Consider the following 15824-nt stretch of genomic DNA (forward strand, 5'->3'; position numbering starts at 1 on the left):
AGAGAGAAGTTATTGTAGAAGTATGACTTTGTAACATAAAAAATATATGTTAAAGGAGGCTGTTTACATGTTTGAGAAAGAGAAAGAAGGGCTTATTGAAGTTCAAAACGTATATGAAATTGCACCAGAAGATGGAACAATTATTGGTATGGCAACGGAAGAAGAAATGGAAATTGCTGCTGAACTAGAGTTACAGTACTATGCCCATTCTCGTTTGTTAGAAGCAAATATTCAGTTAGACGGTTCCTCCTACAAAGAGTTACTTCAGGAGTTCCAGGAGTACGAAAGAAAATCAATGAGCTTTTGGCGAGCGATACATAAACGTTTAGCTGTGCCATGGGCGTGGGTACTACGTATTGATGTTGCGAATGGCCCTATATATGTAAGTAATGGAAGTTCATATTACGAAGAAATCGATGATGAAGAAGATTATGAATAGATAAGTAAGGAAGCAGCTTTAGTTGCTTCCTTTTTTTATTTGTAAGAAATGAATCGCCTCAATAATAATATCTGGTCGATCATTTTCTATACCGTGACTCGCATGTTCGGCAAGCATATATTGGTTGTTAGTTGAGAGGTGTAATTGTTCGTGAATTAGTTCTTGCCACATTGCTTCAAGTTGTGTTGCTTCCTCTTTAGGCATGCCGCCATTAGTCAATTGAGTAATAGAATATTGAGGATCTCTACCGATAACGATTAATGGTATTTCTAATGTTTTACATAGCTCTTTTAGTGAGAGAGCACAGTTTTTCCACTCCGATAGTTCAGAAGCTGTCGCTTTATATAATGAAGGCGAGGTAGAGAATTCAATTTGCTGTTTTGATTGATCGGTGAGCATAGGTTTTAGTTCATTATAAAGTGTGTCTACATCCATTTTGGAATATATATTATATTTTTGAAACCAAACATCATCAGAATCAGTTTGATCAGAAATTGGTAAATGAAGTTCATCTAAACGGTGTAAGTTCATCGAAGTAGAATCAACTAAAATAAGTGCTTGCAGCTTATCTCCATGTAACATCGCAAAATGTTGTGCACATAATCCTCCATAGGAATGACCGATTAGAATAAATGGCTCTTGAATAGCTAGTTTGTTTAGTAACATATGTAGCTCTTTTGTAACTTGCCTTATTGTACGCGGCTGATTGCCTAAATCACTTTTTCCGTAACCTGGGCGATGGTATGAAACGACTGTAAAGTGCTCTGAAAGCTTTTCTATAATAGGAAACCAATCATAAAATGAGCAAGTCATTCCGGTTTGAATGACTACAGTTTGTTTACCACCTCCTTTTATATGTACTTCTATATTTTGCCCCATTATTTCTACAAATTTATGAATGTTAATTCCTCCTAAGCTTGAAATAATTTTTGACAAGCAAAAACGATACACCAAACACCTATACCAAGTAGGACAGATGTACTAAGTGTAAATGAATTTTTTAAACCAATATAGACGATAAATAATAGTAGTGCTGATGCGGGGAATCCATATAATACCCCTAAAGCAAATTGACTCAATTCTTGTTTATTTCCGCCTTCGAATGAAATCCAAAATAAACTAAGTAAACTCACGAGAGGAAGGGCAGCAATAAAGCCACCTATCGTACTGTAATGTTTAGCGACTTCAGTGATAATGCCGATAATAAGTGCCGAAACGATTACTTTAACGAGGAAATGCATATTTTGCCTCCTTCGCTAATAACGAAAATGCTTTTTCAATTAATTGTTGTTCTTCTTTTGATAACTGTAATTCTAATATTTTTATCTTTTCTTTATCTAGTAAAGTATGTTTTTCTAATACTTCAATTCCTTCAATTGTTAATGTAAGATTTACAACTCTTTCATCTTTTTTATTTCGCTCTTTAATGATGAAGCCCTTTTGAATAAGGCGCTTTATGTGTTCAGACGCTGTGTTATGAGAAAGACTAAGCTCAGTAGCGACTTTTCCAATTGTTATACCTTTCTCACGAGAAACGATTTGTAAAATACGAATTGCTTGGTGGGAAAGGTTGTCCTCGTATTCGTATCGTAAGTGATAATAAATGCTCTCCCAATGTTGATTAATGTTGTTCATAATAATAAATCCCCTTTTTTATATCGTATAGTAAGATATATTCGTTGTTTTAGAAATAAAATCCTTTTATTTGGATAAAAAATGTTGAAAAAGTTTATTTTTATTGAAATATAAGGTAATCTATGTGTAAAGGTATACATTTAGCAAGAGAGAGGATGATAGCTGTGAATACATTCAAATGGATTAGTCATGAACAGATGTATGTAGATGAAATACATGTTGAAAAATGTGGTCCTCTTTCAGTCGGCGTATATGGGGGAAATCAAGAGAGTGATGCATATGAACGAGGAGATGCGGTGCTGGCTTGGTGGGATCCTGAATTACAATTTGAATTTGTTATGATTTTTGATACACATCACAAAACAAAAAATATAGATTATATAATAGAAGCGATTTCGGAAAGAAAAGAAAAACTAAAAGAGTTATTCTCATATCCAATACATTTAGCTTTCCATCATACACATATGTACCTATTAGCGTTATTTACAGATGAGTTATTTATTAAAAAGTGTGACCAAGATGATGAGGAACTCGCTTGCTTAATTTGTTTACGAAAAGGCGAATTTTTATATTGGTTATCAGTTGGTGATTGTTTCGCGTATTTATTCCATTCTGAGAAAACGAAAAATGGAAAAGGACGATTAAATAAACGGAAAAATTACGAATATATTGGCAGGAAAAATATTTTTGCAGCAAATACACCTTGCTTTACGTCAGGTGTAAGAGGATTAGAAAAAGGAATGAATCACATTGTAATGGCAACGGACGGTATTTTAGAGTGTGACAAACGAAGGTTTGATGATGATCAATCTTTAGTAGAAATATTACACGACGGAAATAGCTTGCAGATTGAGCCCGTATTAACAAATGTACTGCAGTGGAAAGGTAGAGACTGTGCCACGATTATTGGATGGTCTATTGATACTGATAATAAACAATGTGCTAATTAATATAAAAGGAGTTCAAGGTTTTTATCCTTGAACTCCTTTTTGTTAAGCAATATGGATGTGATATGTTTTCAACCATTCATTTACTTGTAGCATATACTCCATGGCACTTCTTGCCTCAAAATTGTTAATCTCTTTATTACTTTGATCAGCAATTGAAAGTAAGATGGAATGGTTAATAAGTGAGAAAATAGGATTGTTTTTATTGTTACACATATCAAGTGTTAAATTACGGATTGTTTGTAAGTAGAGTGGATCTTGTGAAGTTGGATAAGCGCTTTTTCTTCTATTGCGTACATCGTCAGGTAAAGCTGGTTGTAGTGCTCTACGTAAAATGCCTTTTTCAATATTATCAATACTTTTTATGTTGAAAGGAACATTCCATAAATATTCAACTAATCTATAATCACAAAACGGTACACGAACTTCAAATCCAACAGCCATACTCATGCGATCTTTACGGTCAAGTAAGAAAGGAAGGAATCGTGTTAAAAATAAATAAAACATTTGGCGTTGTTTCGCGGATTTTTTACTTTCGCCTTCAAGAGTAGGTACTTCAAGTATCGCCTCTTGGAATCGTGTATCAATATAGTCTTCTAGATTACATTGGTTACTTACCTCATTTAGTAGAAGAGGAGATGTATTTTTCCAATTTGTTAGCCAAGGAAACTTATCTACATATAGTAGTTCTTCTTGATGAAACCAAGGATATCCACCGAATACTTCATCAGCCGATTCGCCGGATAAAGCTACGGTCGCATCTTTTTTCATTTCGCAAAATAGTAAATATAGTGAAGTTTCCATTTCACCAGCACTCGGTAAATCTTTTGCATGAAGGGGAACGAATAATTGATTTGCTAATTCTTCAGCATTCACAATAATATCATGATGCGCTGTCCCGACATGTTCAGAAACGCGTTTTACCCAAGGGGCATCTAAACCAGTGCGAGCAAATGTCAGTTCGAAGTCTTTTGCGCTATTTACAAAGTCAACAGAATACGTATGAAGTGTTTTATTTTCAGCAGCAAATTCTTTACCCGCAAGTGCAGTAATACCGCTAGAGTCTAATCCGCCTGATAACATACAAACGAGAGGAACATCGGCAATTAATTGTCTTTTTACTGTATCTTGTAAAATAGATAAAATATGCGAAGATGTATCTTCTATAGAGTCTGTATGGAACTTACTTTCTAAATTCCAATACTTCGTAACTACTTTTTTATGACGTGTAAATGTTATAGAATGTCCAGCACGTACTTCTTGAATATTTTTAAAGACGCCACATCCTGGAGTGCGAAATAAGCCTAATCCAAATATTTCATTAATTCCATCCGCATCAATTTCAGCAGGGACAGATGGATGCGCTAATAATGCTTTAATTTCAGAGCCGAAAATAATACTGCCATTTCTTTCTGTAAAAAAGAGTGGTTTTACACCTAAATGATCTCGTGCTAAAAACAATTGTTGCTTCTGATCATCCCATAAGGCAAAAGCGAAAATTCCGTTTAAATGTCGTACGCAGTCTTCTTTCCATTCTAAATAAGCATGTAGTAATACTTCTGTATCTGAATGGGTTTCAAATGCATGCCCACATTTTTGAAGCTGCTCTCTAAGTTCACGGAAATTATAAATTTCTCCATTATAAGTAAGAGCATACGTATAATCACCAGCACGAAATGTTTTTGGCTGCGTTCCTCCTTTAGGATCTATTACGATTAATCGGCGGTGTGCAAAAGCTGCGCGAGGTGAAAACCAAAATCCTTCAGCATCCGGACCACGATGCTGAATACTATTTGCCATCTTTTTTAAAATAACATGTTGATTTGAAAGGTCTTCTTTCCAATCTACCCAACCTGTAATTCCACACATACATATCTCATCTCCTAATTTAAAATAGTAGATTAACGAAATAAAATATACACCAAGTTAAAGAATGACTATATAAATAGTGTACTACATGAACCAAATTGTAGACTTGAGAAAATTTTCTTTGAACGCATAGTTATGTGAGACAATGGCTAAGGAAAAGTATTCCATTACATACAAAAAATAAAAAAGATGAGAGAAAAAATTTTCTCAGACGTTATATAGGGTGTAAAAGCTTTTACAAAACAATAAGGGGAATCGCTACATGAAATCAAATGAGAAAAATTTTATAAAAAGATTACAGCGGCAAAAAGAAGACGCGTTAGAATTTGTTGTCGATACATACTTACCACTCATAAAGGGAATCACGCATAAAGTTCTACTTCCAATTCAAAATGATGGACTCATAGAGGAATGTATAAACGATATATTTCTTTCCATTTGGAATAACGCAAATAAATTTCATGGAGAGCCGAGCGATTTTAAAAAGTGGATTGCAGCGATTGCGAAGTTTAAAGCAATTGATTATTACCGGAAATCGACTAAAACAGTAGAAATCATTTCAGATGAGTTTCATATCAGTACAGAAAAATCAGCAGAAGACGAATTAATCGTTATGGAAGATAGGGAAGAATTATTGAAGCTCATTAATCAATTAGAACCGCTAGATCAAAAGGTGTTCATTATGAAATATTTACTTGGTATGAAGACAGAGGAAATAGGTGACAAGTTAGGATTAACTCGGGCAGCAATTGATAATCGAGTGTACCGGGGGAAAAAGAAACTACAACAAAATGCTACGAATATTAGTTTTGGAGGTAGTGCGATATGAAAGACATTTATGAACTATTAAATGATATTGATATAGATGAAAAAGAACTAGAAGAAATCGAGGCTTCTGAAATTGAAAAGGAAAAAGTAAAACGAAATGTAAAACAATCGATACGTACGAAGAAAAAGATGAAAAGTTGGAAAAAAGGTGTCGCTGCTGCATCTATTTTAGTAGGATTATCAGTTGTAACACTCGGTATCGGATTTCCTACATATGCGGGGGGATTGCCAATTGTCGGTGACATATTCCGATTTTTAGATAATGGTAGAACAGGGTTATATGAAAATTATAAAGAATTTTCGACTGAGTTGAATATGACGAGAGAGAGTAATGGAGTTAAGGTTACCATTAATGATGCTGTGTTTGATGGTAGAACAATTACAATCACATATTCTATTGAAAGCGAAAAAGATTTAGGAGAGAAACCGTTCCCATTTGGAAGTCCGCAAGTTAGGGGCTTTAATGGCGGAGGAGGTAGTTCGAACGTTACAAAAGTTGGAGAGGGAAAATATGTAGGTATGACTACGATGAGTGGTCATGGTAGTGAAAGGTTAGATGTTGCAAATGTTTGGTGGGATATAGAGGCAATTGAGTTGGATTATGAAGGTAAGGCAATAAAGGGGAACTGGAATTTCGCGCTTAGTTTAAAAGCAATGGATAGTAAGGAATTAAAAGTTAATAAGGTGTCTGAAAATGAATTAATAAAAGTAAATATAGACAAAATGGAAGTAACCCCGATGTCATATATCGTTTTTTTCAATCAGGAAGAATCTAAGGCATTAAGAAATATATGGGATAGTGCGGATGTTGAGTTAGAAATAAAAGATGATTTAGGAAATCATTATGCTGGTGAAGGAAATGGCGGAAGTGGTACAGTAGCGGAGCCACATAAAAGTAGTTGGAGTGCTACATTCAAAAAGTTAAACGAAAATGCAACAAAGCTTATCGTTACACCTCGCGTGCACTTGCGAGTACATACACCTGAAAATCATGGTGGAGTAGAGTATGTGAATGGGAAAGAGAAGAAAATAGAAGTGCCGAAAAAAGAAGCGAAGAGTAAAGGTATTGTGTTAGATGATATTGTCATTGATTTAAAGAAATAAAAGAGAGACTGCCTAAAACCATTTAGGCAGTCTTTTTTTCGTTAAGAACTAGTAACGAGCAATGCATGCGGATGCTGCGTTTTATATTCATCTTTCCACGGAATATTTAGTTGTTCCCACGATTCGCCGCTATCATTGGATTGAAAGACGCCATTGTTATTTAACGTGTAAAACGTATGTGGTTCAGCCTTGTTTGTCGCAAACATCGAAATGACTGTACCGATTGCAGATGGTAGTCCTTGTTGTACTTGCTGGAACGGAGTATCTTTCGTTTTTCGATAAATATAAGATTCATAAGGGATACGGTGATGAGCCAGATCAGCACTTGGCGCGGCAGAAACTAGAATCGTATTACAATCAGCTGGATCAATTGCCATGCTGTATAAATAATGATGTTCAAGTCCTTCACTACATGAGATCCAGCTGTTTCCATTGTTATAACTTTCAAGATAAGCACGATCAGGTCCGCCCATAAATCCGTCACCACATGATGCATAAAGACGATTTGGTGCTTCAGGGTGCATAAGTAATTGATGAGCATCGATAGGAGCACCGAATTTTTTATCAATCCATGTATGCCCTTTATCATTACTTTGAATAACAGCACCAGCTTCGATTGAAACGTGTATTGTATTAGGGTTGTTTGGATCAACTGTAATCCAGCGTACGTGATGGGTAAAAGGTCTAGGCGGGAAAGCCCACGTATAAGAAGATAATAATGATTTCATATTTTTAAGTTCAGTCCACGTTTCACCACCATTTTCAGAGCGAAATAAAGCGCTCGGTTCTGTGCCGACATAAACGACCCCATATCCGTTCACTTGTTCATTTGAGCTTATTGTTATGGAAGTGATAGAGGAGTGTAAAATACCATCTTCTTTAGGGAAATCAAAGTAACGATAAGAATCTCCAATTGGTCTCCATGAATCCCCGCTATCGTCACTTAACCATAGACCTCGTCCAAATGTTCCGCAATATACACGGTTTGGGTGGAACGGATCAACAGCGATACAGGTAGGTTGCATATTTTGTAAGTGGTAAGTCGTTTCATAATTATCATATTGTTCTTTCACTACAACAAGTTCACGTTCCATACAGAGAAATAAACGTTTCATTTAAGTAACCTCCTTAAAATTCTTTCATTAGTAAACAATATGAAAATAAAAAAGAAGTAGTCTTGTTTTATTTGAGAAAAAGGGATTGTCTAAAAAATAGCGAAGTGTGTATACAGAGGAAGCGGGCGTTTACAATCAGTCGATTCGGGATAAAGATGGGGAGTTTGTTTCATACTAACATACAGATATTGTACTTAAAGGAGTATAAGTATGGGACATTCGCATGATCATGGTCATTCAAAAAATAAAAAGGCGTTACTAATTGCCTTCCTACTAACAACAAGTTTTATGATTGCAGAAGTTATTGGTGGATTTGTAACAAATAGCTTAGCACTACTATCTGACGCGGGGCATATGCTAAGTGATGCAGTATCTTTAGCCTTAAGTTTACTTGCGTTTAAGCTCGGAGAAAAAACAGCAACAACTGTGAAAACATATGGATATAAGCGAGTCGAAATGTTAGCAGCATTATGTAACGGTGTCGTTCTTATTGTCATTTCGGTATACATTTTTATTGAAGCAATCCGTCGTTTTAAAGAACCAGTTGAGATTGCTAGTAATGGGATGCTCATTATTGCAGTCCTTGGTCTGCTTATTAATATTTTATCAGCTTGGATATTAATGAGAGGCGGAGATGTGAAAGGTAATTTGAATTTAAGAAGTGCTTTCTTACACGTACTAGGCGATCTATTGGGTTCCGTCGGAGCGATTATTGCTGCGTTACTTATTAAATTTTTCGGATGGACTGCTGCAGATGCGATCGCTAGTATTCTTGTGTCTATTTTAGTCATTATTAGTGGATGGCGTGTAACACGTGATACGGTCCATATATTAATGGAAGGTGCACCACAGCACATAAATGTTGAAGAGGTAAAAAGTACATTATTAAATATTACGGTTGTAAAAGAAGTTCATGATTTGCATATATGGTCTGTCACATCTGATTTTCAAGTATTAACTTGCCATTTGATTATTAAAGATAATGAAACGCAAAGTGTATTAAAAGAGGCTACGGATGTATTAAAGGAAAAGTTTCATGTAGAACATGTCACCATTCAAGTAGAAATAGATGGTGCATTTAATCATGGTGAGACAACTTGCAAAGTATGAAAGAAAAAGGGTAAGAAAATGTGTCATAACATTTTTCGCACGGCATACATATATATAATGTGGCCACAAATACTTTGCAAGGTAAATATTTCATGAAATTACTTTACTTATAAAGAGTCATCTTTTATAATCAAAAGTGGTAATTGATAAAGATTATCATTTTCAATGATCGTAGAAAGGAGTTTTTTAAAAGATGAGTAGTCAACTCCGTTTTGCTGTTGAAAATCGTAAGAGGCATTTAATTGATGAGTTAATCGGAGCAGGTGTGTTTAAGATTCGCGACCGACAATTATACGAGCTGTCTTTAGAGGAATTGGAAAAAGAGTACGAAGATATGGAAGATTATGCAAATATTCAGGCGTAGCTATATAGATTAGTAAAAGGAGAGCTGGTTACGATTTTGTGTAACCAGCTCTCTTTTTATTTCGTAGAAATTATTTTTTGTATTTCTTTCATGGGACGGAGCCAGTTTTGAGTCATTATTTGTTCCATTTGTTTTTCGTCCTGCTTCTGCAATGCTTGAATGATAGAGTGATGTTCTTCAATAGATTGACTTGCTGGAACAAAGTTTTGGAAAAACAAATATTCAAGACGTAAAACGTGAAGTTGCATATTTTCTAGAAAGGGTTCAATATATTGATTTTTAGCAATAGAAGAAATTGTATTGTGGAATTGTATATCTAATTCTAAAGCTTGTTTTGCGTTTTTTTTCTCTATAGAGTGCTGAAAATGATCATTTATTTCAGAAAGTAGTTGAATATCAGCGTCTGTAATGTTTTGAAGAGCTTGCTTTCCTATAATAGAGTGAAGACCAGCCATCGTTTCATAAATGATAGATACGTCGTCTAACTTAATAGGAGCAATTTTCGTTTTTTGCCCTGGTACCATTTCCACTAATCCAGAAAGCTCTAATATTTGAAGTGCTTCCCTTACAGGTGTTCTGCTTACTCCTAGTGCCTCAGCCAATTCCCCATCATTAATTTTTTCATTGGGCTTCAGTACACCTTCAATAATCCAATTCTGTAGTTGATTTAAAACGAGTGATTTTGCTGAAATTCTTCCTGGTTTTTTATAATTTTGAGGGACAGGCATAGTGAATTCAATCCTTTCATTGTATATTTTCGTTTTTTGCATGAACAAGCTTTAATTTTTCTTTCCCTTCATCCGGCTTTTGGCTTAAGATGAGCACCATTACAATGACACAAAAAGCGCCTAATAACTGAAAAGATTGAAATGGCACGTGCAATATAAGTACAGAAGAAATAATAGCTGCGAGTGGTTCTGTGCAACCAAATAATGTTGTTTCTTTCGGAGTCAGGTATCTTATGCTGTCTAAGTATAAATAAAAGGCAATAAGTGTTCCGAAAATGACGACAAATGTGATGAGCGGTAGGGTACTTAGTTTTACATATTTCATAGTTGATAATAAAATGAATTCGTTTGTAGAAATAAAGTGTACAATCGTTACACCAATACCCCCAATAATCATGCCCCATCCAACGATAACGGAGGAAGACCATTTTTCTAACAATTCCTTTGAATATAAACTATAAAAAGCGAGAGATAATCCAGATAAAATACCCCAAATAATAGCTGGTGTAGAAACAGCCAAGTTATGAACAGACCCGTTTGTTAGTAAGAGAAAAGTGCCTACTAATGAAAGGGTAATTGAAATGAAATCAATTTTTGATGGACGAACGTTCCATTTGAAAAGTAAGTATACAGTGATGAATATAGGAGCTAAATATTGTAATAATGTTGCCACGGCAGCATTTCCTTCTTTAATTGAAGCGAAATACGTATACTGTACAGCAAGCATACCGAATAGACCAAACAAAATCATTTTAATAGCATCAGATTTTTGTTTCCAAATGCCAAATATCTCTTTTTTTCTCGTTCCGAATGAGGAAATAATGAGCAAAATAATTCCAGATATAAGTAAACGGATCGTAACTAACCATTCGGTTGAAACATTGTCATATTGAAAAAGTTGTTGTGCAGCTGTACCAGACAAGCCCCATAAACAAGCACCGATTATGACCATTATAATTCCTTTTAATCGATTTGAATCCATATGATCTAAAATTCTCCTTTCTAAAAATATAAATTGAATACAATATGCAATATATCACAGAATGACTCGTTAATAAACTGAAATTTCTAATTTGTTTTTTGTGTATAGTAAAATATTGTAGAGGAGGGGGAGTATATGTTAGCTGGATTTTTAGTTTGTTTATTTGTTGGGTTACTTATCATTTTTTTAGTGTATCAAATACATGTGAAAAAGAGGTTGTTTTTGTTAGCAGGATATCAAGAAGAAACGTTTGTTGGAGATAAAAATAAATTAGCGAAGCTTTCAGGAGCATTTTCTTATATAGTCGGAGTTGCTACTATAATATTACCGCTTAGCTTAGAAAAAATAGGTGATGTAGTTGGTATCATATATGCTATATTAATTGTTTTAGGTACAGTTGTATTTATAATTAAAGCAAACCTATTAAATAAGAGTGCTATAAAATAAAAAGGCTTCATTCTACTGAAGCCTTTTATTAATTATTATGAAGTATAAGTAAAAGCCGGAATAGGATCAATAAATGTATTCCACTTTTGTCCCATTTCCTTTTCTGTTAATAGACAATCATCTAATGATTGTTCAATCACAGAACGATTCATATCAATACCGATAAATACGAGCTCAGTTATTCGATCTCCATATCGCTCGTCCCAGTTTTTTAATACTTCTGGTTCTTCTGCAATCATTTGATTTCTTTCAGTTTCAGGTAATGCGGCTATCCATTCACCGGCTCCTTGAATTGTAATAGAGGAACCTGCTTGAGATAGAAGCCCTATCATATTATTACGAGATGCGAGCCAGAAGAATCCTTTCGCTCTTACAACATCTAAAGGCCATTTTTCTAGCCAATTCATAAGGCGCTCGGGATGGAAAGGATATTTGCGACGGTAAACAAAGGAATTGATACTGTATTCTTCCGTTTCCGGTGTATGATGTTCACTATTTAATTCTTGTATCCAGCCGGCCGATTGACTAGCTTCTTCATAATTAAATAGATTTGTGTTTAAAATTTCTTGTAATGGTACTTTGCTAAACGAAGCTTCAAGAATTTTTGCATTAGGATTTAATTTTTTTAGTAAATGATGAAGCTCTATCACATCTTCTTTTTCTAGCAAATCTATTTTATTAAGAATAATTACGTTTGCAAACTCAATTTGATCTATTAATAAATCAATAACTTCCCGGGTATCATTCTCATCGATTGCTTGTTTTCGGTCTAATAAACTTTCTCCGTCTGCAAAATCATCCCAAAACCTATTTGCATCTACAACTGTAACCATCGTATCGAGGCGACAATTTTTCGTTAAATCAATGTTAAGAACTTCGTCTGTATAAGTAAATGTTTGAGCAACTGGAATAGGCTCACTTATACCAGAAGATTCAATAATAATATAGTCAATATCACCATTTTCAACAAGACGATTCACTTCTATCATTAAATCTTCTCGTAGTGTACAACAAATACAGCCATTTTGAATTTCTACTAGTTTTTCCTCCGTACGTGAAAAACCACCCTTTTTTATAAGAGATGCATCAATGTTTACTTCGCTCATGTCATTAACGATGACAGCTACTTTTAAGTTATTCTTATTAGTCAAAATGTGATGTAGTAAGGTAGTTTTTCCGGATCCTAAAAAACCACTTAATACAGTGATAGGTACTTTTTTCATGAAATGATCTCTCCTTTAAATCGTAATGATTACGTTTTATGTTAAACGATGGGAAAAGAAAAAGCAAGAATAAATCATAATGATTACGATTTAAGAATAGAAATAGACTATAAAATTTGTGCTGTAGTATGGAGCATTTGGACAAGCACATGTTTACATATAAATAAAATGGAGGCGAGAAGCTTGGTCTTTAATAGAGTTTCAAAAGAATTAGTAGGCATAGCTCTTATCGCTATGTTTCTCTTTTTATTATTTTTTGTAGATTTTACAAGTCTAGCAAATTTGCACAAAAATATGCCACAGGAATGGTTGAATGTGAATACAGTATTTTTAAGTATCATTTTTGAAGCAATACCCTTTATTTTATTAGGGGTAATTGTTTCTTCATGTATTCAAGTGTTTGTGACGGAAGATATGATTCAAAAAGTAATGCCGAAATCTCCGATTGTTGCAATGATTCCGGCAGTATTTGTGGGAGTTCTTTTTCCAATGTGTGAATGTGTCATTATACCAATTGTAAGAAGGCTCATTCAAAAGGGGTTACCACTTCATGTAGGCATTGTTATTTTACTGAGTGCACCCATTATGAATCCAGTTGTTCTTTTATCTACTGTATATGCGTTTCAAAAAAATGATTACGTTGTATATGCACGCTTTGGGATAACAATTTTAGTTGCTCTATTCATAGGTCTAATTGTGTATTATTGCTATCGCGAAAGAAATGTTTTAAAAAATGTAGAGGTTTCAGTTCAAACAAGCAAAAAAAAGAGTTGGAAAGATGTTATGAATCATATTGTAGATGAGTTTTTTGATACTGGTAAGTATTTATTGATTGGTGCTTTTTTAGCAAGTGTATTTCAAACGTTTTTTGATCGGAATGTACTGGATGCAGTAGCACATAACGAAGTAATTGCCCCCTTTATTATGATGGGATTTGGTTATGTTTTATCAATTTGCTCTGCAGCCGATGCTTTTATAGCGGCATCTTTTGGACATGTTTTCTCGGTAAAGGCACTTCTCGCATTTCTTGTATTTGGGCCTATGCTTGATATGAAAAATACGTTAATGCTATTTGCATATTTTCAAAAGAGATTTGTATTCTTTTTGATAGGAATTGTGATTGTATCTGTGTATACCATCCTGCAAATCATAATGTTATAGGAGGTGAGAAAGAATGGAGAAAGAGGAGCAGAAGGCGTATCATCGCTATATACGTGGCATTATTTTAATTGGTTTAGCAATGCTCTTATTTAAGCTACTTGTAACAGGGAATATTTATAATTTTATCGCTCCAAAAATGATCAAATTTACGTATATAGCTTTTGTAGTAATTTTAATTGTTGGTACTGTGCAAGTTTTGGGAGATGGAAGAGAAAAACAGTATGATTGTAATTGTTGTAAACATCATACAACATCAAAATCAGGGATAAAAAGTTTCTTTGTATATGTTGTATATGTTTTATTTGTTGTTCCGATAGTTAGTGCTTTTCTCTTTGGAAGTGTAACAATAGATGGAAGTTTAGCAGGAAAAAGGGGTATGAATCAAAGTGTACAGGCGAGAAGTCTAGAAAGGAACGAAAAAGAGGGGGAACAGGTTAAGTTTGATGGGCGAGAAGTATCCGTTGATCCAGAAGAAACATCAAATTTATCAACGACTTATAAAACGGAAGAGCAAGTAGTAAAAAGTATGTTAGGACAGCGTAAACTACAAGTAAAGGATAAGGACTATGTTCAAACAATGAATGTAATTGGTCAAAATGTTAATTGGTTTAAAGGGAAAGAAATTACATTCTTAGGGTTTATATATAAGGATAAAGATGTGACGGGTAATAAAGCAGTAGTGGCTCGATATGGTATAACTTGTTGTATTGCGGATGCATCAGTCTGGGGGATGATTGTTACCGGGAAAAATATTGAAAAAACTCCAGAAGAAACATGGGTGAAAATAACAGGATTATTAGATGAAACGACATATAAAGGAACAGTCTTTCCACTTGTAAAAGTAAACAAAATCGAGAAAATTAATAAGCCAACTGACCCATATGTATATGATGCTTTACCTTAATAGAAAAGAATAAATTCTTCATATTTTCATGAAATAGAATCATAATCAAGGCGATAAAAAAATAAAGATAAGAGTAATTTGGTTTGTTAAAAATATGTGCAGAAGGAGTTATGCGATGAACTGGGTTACTCATAAACCATCATTTGAATTTGAAACATTTAGTCCTATTATTCGGTCACAATCTGCGTGGAGTGGACATTTAGATTTTGCATATGACTTAGTACGATTTGAAAAACCAGAAACTTTAGTTGAGTTAGGTACACATCTAGGTGCTTCTTTCTTCAGTTTTTGTCAAGGAGTAAAAGATGGAGGGTTATCGACTAAATGCTTTGCAGTAGATACTTGGGCTGGAGATGGGCATACAGGTCCATATGGAGAAGGGGTTTTTCAAATAGTAGAAAAAGTAGTGAGTGATAACTACCTTAATATAGGAAATTTAATTCGATCTACTTTTGATGATGCTGTAGAGCGGTTTCAAGATGAAACGATAAATCTTTTGCATATTGATGGCTATCATACGTATGAAGCTGTTTCTCACGATTATAATACATGGCTACCGAAAGTCGCGAAAAACGGTATTGTATTATTTCATGATATTGAAGTTAGAAGTGGTGATTTCGGCGTATATAAGTTTTGGGATGAGGTAAAAGCGAAGTACCCTCATTTTCAATTTGCACATTCATATGGACTGGGAGTGTTATTTCCGAAGGGTTGTAGTGATAAGTTTGAGGAAATACTTAAAAATAAAGAAAAAATACAAAATATGTATAAATAAAGATAGGGCATGCATCATTTTAATGATGTGTGCCCTATTTTTTATGTGGAAAATAATGGTGTGAATTAAAAAGTGAAGATAGTTGTAAAAAGTTTTGTTGCAGCAAATATTAAAAAAGTTAGTATGGGATTGTTCCTTGTAAATAAAGTGAAGCTTTAATACGTTCATATCAATCCGGGATTTTACAGTAGTT

At 34.3% G+C, this 15824-nt stretch carries 18 protein-coding genes; 10 read left to right on the plus strand and 8 right to left on the minus strand.

Features of this window, described 5'->3' with window-relative positions; translation table 11 throughout:
* Positions 1-67: 67 nt before the first annotated feature.
* Positions 68-439, plus strand: coding sequence for a hypothetical protein (locus tag ACUXVC_RS08605; protein ID WP_000461779.1), 372 nt, complete (start codon positions 68-70; stop codon positions 437-439).
* 18 nt (positions 440-457) lie between these two features.
* Here ACUXVC_RS08605 and ACUXVC_RS08610 read toward each other — a convergent pair whose 3' ends face one another.
* The 3 genes from ACUXVC_RS08610 to ACUXVC_RS08620 are packed head-to-tail and all read right to left on the minus strand — an operon-like array spanning position 458 to position 2074.
* Complete coding sequence (locus ACUXVC_RS08610) at positions 458-1390, minus strand: alpha/beta fold hydrolase (protein ID WP_144465372.1); 933 nt, start codon at positions 1388-1390, stop codon at positions 458-460.
* Complete coding sequence (locus ACUXVC_RS08615; RefSeq protein WP_000545616.1) at positions 1351-1680, minus strand: DUF3147 family protein; 330 nt, start codon at positions 1678-1680, stop codon at positions 1351-1353. The genes ACUXVC_RS08610 and ACUXVC_RS08615 overlap by 40 nt, the downstream gene beginning before the upstream one ends.
* A complete protein-coding gene (locus tag ACUXVC_RS08620) occupies positions 1664-2074 on the minus strand; it encodes a MarR family winged helix-turn-helix transcriptional regulator (RefSeq protein ID WP_053564811.1) in 411 nt (136 codons plus the stop codon). The genes ACUXVC_RS08615 and ACUXVC_RS08620 overlap by 17 nt, the downstream gene beginning before the upstream one ends.
* Before the next feature lie 122 nt (positions 2075-2196).
* Between ACUXVC_RS08620 and ACUXVC_RS08625 the strand changes: the two genes are divergently transcribed.
* Entirely contained in the window at positions 2197-3024 is an 828-nt protein-coding gene (locus ACUXVC_RS08625) for a protein phosphatase 2C domain-containing protein (RefSeq protein WP_002040904.1), read from the plus strand.
* 42 nt (positions 3025-3066) lie between these two features.
* Here the strand turns inward: ACUXVC_RS08625 and asnB are convergent, their stop codons facing one another.
* Positions 3067-4890, minus strand: coding sequence for an asparagine synthase (glutamine-hydrolyzing) (gene asnB / locus ACUXVC_RS08630; protein ID WP_144465373.1), 1824 nt, complete (start codon positions 4888-4890; stop codon positions 3067-3069).
* A gap of 262 nt (positions 4891-5152) precedes the next feature.
* On the opposite strand from asnB, the gene ACUXVC_RS08635 reads away from it, so the two are divergent.
* A complete protein-coding gene (locus ACUXVC_RS08635) occupies positions 5153-5719 on the plus strand; it encodes a sigma-70 family RNA polymerase sigma factor (RefSeq protein WP_000840007.1) in 567 nt (188 codons plus the stop codon).
* Positions 5716-6822 carry a DUF4179 domain-containing protein gene (locus ACUXVC_RS08640; protein ID WP_144465374.1) on the plus strand — a complete coding sequence of 369 codons (1107 nt, stop codon included), beginning with the start codon at positions 5716-5718 and terminating at the stop codon, positions 6820-6822. Before ACUXVC_RS08635 ends, ACUXVC_RS08640 begins: the two co-directional genes overlap by 4 nt.
* Before the next feature lie 41 nt (positions 6823-6863).
* On the opposite strand, the gene ACUXVC_RS08645 is transcribed toward ACUXVC_RS08640, so the two are convergent.
* A complete protein-coding gene (locus ACUXVC_RS08645) occupies positions 6864-7937 on the minus strand; it encodes a WD40/YVTN/BNR-like repeat-containing protein (RefSeq protein WP_000825318.1) in 1074 nt (357 codons plus the stop codon).
* A 210-nt stretch (positions 7938-8147) separates the two neighbouring features.
* On the opposite strand from ACUXVC_RS08645, the gene ACUXVC_RS08650 reads away from it, so the two are divergent.
* Positions 8148-9047: a cation diffusion facilitator family transporter gene (locus ACUXVC_RS08650; protein WP_088022572.1), complete on the plus strand. Its 900-nt coding sequence runs from the start codon at positions 8148-8150 to the stop codon at positions 9045-9047.
* Between the two features lie 193 nt (positions 9048-9240).
* Positions 9241-9411 (plus strand): Fur-regulated basic protein FbpA, encoded by a 171-nt coding sequence (gene fbpA, locus ACUXVC_RS08655; protein WP_000098302.1) that lies wholly within the window; start codon positions 9241-9243, stop codon positions 9409-9411.
* Between the two features lie 56 nt (positions 9412-9467).
* On the opposite strand, the gene ACUXVC_RS08660 is transcribed toward fbpA, so the two are convergent.
* Together ACUXVC_RS08660 and ACUXVC_RS08665 are read right to left on the minus strand one after the other, a co-directional pair.
* Positions 9468-10139, minus strand: a complete 672-nt coding sequence (locus tag ACUXVC_RS08660; RefSeq protein ID WP_002023787.1) for a GntR family transcriptional regulator — start codon at positions 10137-10139, stop codon at positions 9468-9470.
* A 16-nt stretch (positions 10140-10155) separates the two neighbouring features.
* Positions 10156-11121, minus strand: coding sequence for a DMT family transporter (locus ACUXVC_RS08665; RefSeq protein ID WP_144465375.1), 966 nt, complete (start codon positions 11119-11121; stop codon positions 10156-10158).
* Positions 11122-11256: 135 nt separating this feature from the next.
* On the opposite strand from ACUXVC_RS08665, the gene ACUXVC_RS08670 reads away from it, so the two are divergent.
* Positions 11257-11568, plus strand: a complete 312-nt coding sequence (locus ACUXVC_RS08670) for a DUF3784 domain-containing protein (RefSeq protein WP_061660317.1) — start codon at positions 11257-11259, stop codon at positions 11566-11568.
* 35 nt (positions 11569-11603) lie between these two features.
* On the opposite strand, the gene ACUXVC_RS08675 is transcribed toward ACUXVC_RS08670, so the two are convergent.
* Positions 11604-12791 carry a GTP-binding protein gene (locus tag ACUXVC_RS08675; protein ID WP_000757668.1) on the minus strand — a complete coding sequence of 396 codons (1188 nt, stop codon included), beginning with the start codon at positions 12789-12791 and terminating at the stop codon, positions 11604-11606.
* A gap of 168 nt (positions 12792-12959) precedes the next feature.
* Between ACUXVC_RS08675 and ACUXVC_RS08680 the strand changes: the two genes are divergently transcribed.
* From ACUXVC_RS08680 to ACUXVC_RS08690, 3 genes are all read left to right on the plus strand, one after another.
* Entirely contained in the window at positions 12960-13952 is a 993-nt protein-coding gene (locus ACUXVC_RS08680) for a permease (protein WP_186313192.1), read from the plus strand.
* 13 nt (positions 13953-13965) lie between these two features.
* Positions 13966-14856, plus strand: a complete 891-nt coding sequence (locus tag ACUXVC_RS08685; RefSeq protein ID WP_098128012.1) for a TIGR03943 family putative permease subunit — start codon at positions 13966-13968, stop codon at positions 14854-14856.
* Between the two features lie 115 nt (positions 14857-14971).
* Positions 14972-15631, plus strand: coding sequence for a class I SAM-dependent methyltransferase (locus ACUXVC_RS08690; RefSeq protein WP_065224052.1), 660 nt, complete (start codon positions 14972-14974; stop codon positions 15629-15631).
* Positions 15632-15824 lie beyond the last annotated feature (193 nt).

Source organism: Bacillus sp. N6, from assembly GCF_052805735.1.

What these genes read in the sequence shown, in the direction of transcription:
- ACUXVC_RS08605 (WP_000461779.1), top strand. Translation starts at nt 68, where the DNA reads ATGTTTGAGAAAGAGAAAGAAGGGCTTATTGAAGTTCAAAACGTATAT.
- ACUXVC_RS08615 (WP_000545616.1), bottom strand. Translation starts at nt 1,680, where the DNA reads ATGCATTTCCTCGTTAAAGTAATCGTTTCGGCACTTATTATCGGCATT.
- ACUXVC_RS08620 (WP_053564811.1), bottom strand. Translation starts at nt 2,074, where the DNA reads ATGAACAACATTAATCAACATTGGGAGAGCATTTATTATCACTTACGA.
- ACUXVC_RS08625 (WP_002040904.1), top strand. Translation starts at nt 2,197, where the DNA reads ATGTGTAAAGGTATACATTTAGCAAGAGAGAGGATGATAGCTGTGAAT.
- asnB (WP_144465373.1), bottom strand. Translation starts at nt 4,890, where the DNA reads ATGTGTGGAATTACAGGTTGGGTAGATTGGAAAGAAGACCTTTCAAAT.
- ACUXVC_RS08635 (WP_000840007.1), top strand. Translation starts at nt 5,153, where the DNA reads ATGAAATCAAATGAGAAAAATTTTATAAAAAGATTACAGCGGCAAAAA.
- ACUXVC_RS08640 (WP_144465374.1), top strand. Translation starts at nt 5,716, where the DNA reads ATGAAAGACATTTATGAACTATTAAATGATATTGATATAGATGAAAAA.
- ACUXVC_RS08645 (WP_000825318.1), bottom strand. Translation starts at nt 7,937, where the DNA reads ATGAAACGTTTATTTCTCTGTATGGAACGTGAACTTGTTGTAGTGAAA.
- ACUXVC_RS08650 (WP_088022572.1), top strand. Translation starts at nt 8,148, where the DNA reads ATGGGACATTCGCATGATCATGGTCATTCAAAAAATAAAAAGGCGTTA.
- fbpA (WP_000098302.1), top strand. Translation starts at nt 9,241, where the DNA reads ATGAGTAGTCAACTCCGTTTTGCTGTTGAAAATCGTAAGAGGCATTTA.
- ACUXVC_RS08660 (WP_002023787.1), bottom strand. Translation starts at nt 10,139, where the DNA reads ATGCCTGTCCCTCAAAATTATAAAAAACCAGGAAGAATTTCAGCAAAA.
- ACUXVC_RS08665 (WP_144465375.1), bottom strand. Translation starts at nt 11,121, where the DNA reads ATGGATTCAAATCGATTAAAAGGAATTATAATGGTCATAATCGGTGCT.
- ACUXVC_RS08670 (WP_061660317.1), top strand. Translation starts at nt 11,257, where the DNA reads ATGTTAGCTGGATTTTTAGTTTGTTTATTTGTTGGGTTACTTATCATT.
- ACUXVC_RS08675 (WP_000757668.1), bottom strand. Translation starts at nt 12,791, where the DNA reads ATGAAAAAAGTACCTATCACTGTATTAAGTGGTTTTTTAGGATCCGGA.
- ACUXVC_RS08680 (WP_186313192.1), top strand. Translation starts at nt 12,960, where the DNA reads ATGGAGGCGAGAAGCTTGGTCTTTAATAGAGTTTCAAAAGAATTAGTA.
- ACUXVC_RS08685 (WP_098128012.1), top strand. Translation starts at nt 13,966, where the DNA reads ATGGAGAAAGAGGAGCAGAAGGCGTATCATCGCTATATACGTGGCATT.
- ACUXVC_RS08690 (WP_065224052.1), top strand. Translation starts at nt 14,972, where the DNA reads ATGAACTGGGTTACTCATAAACCATCATTTGAATTTGAAACATTTAGT.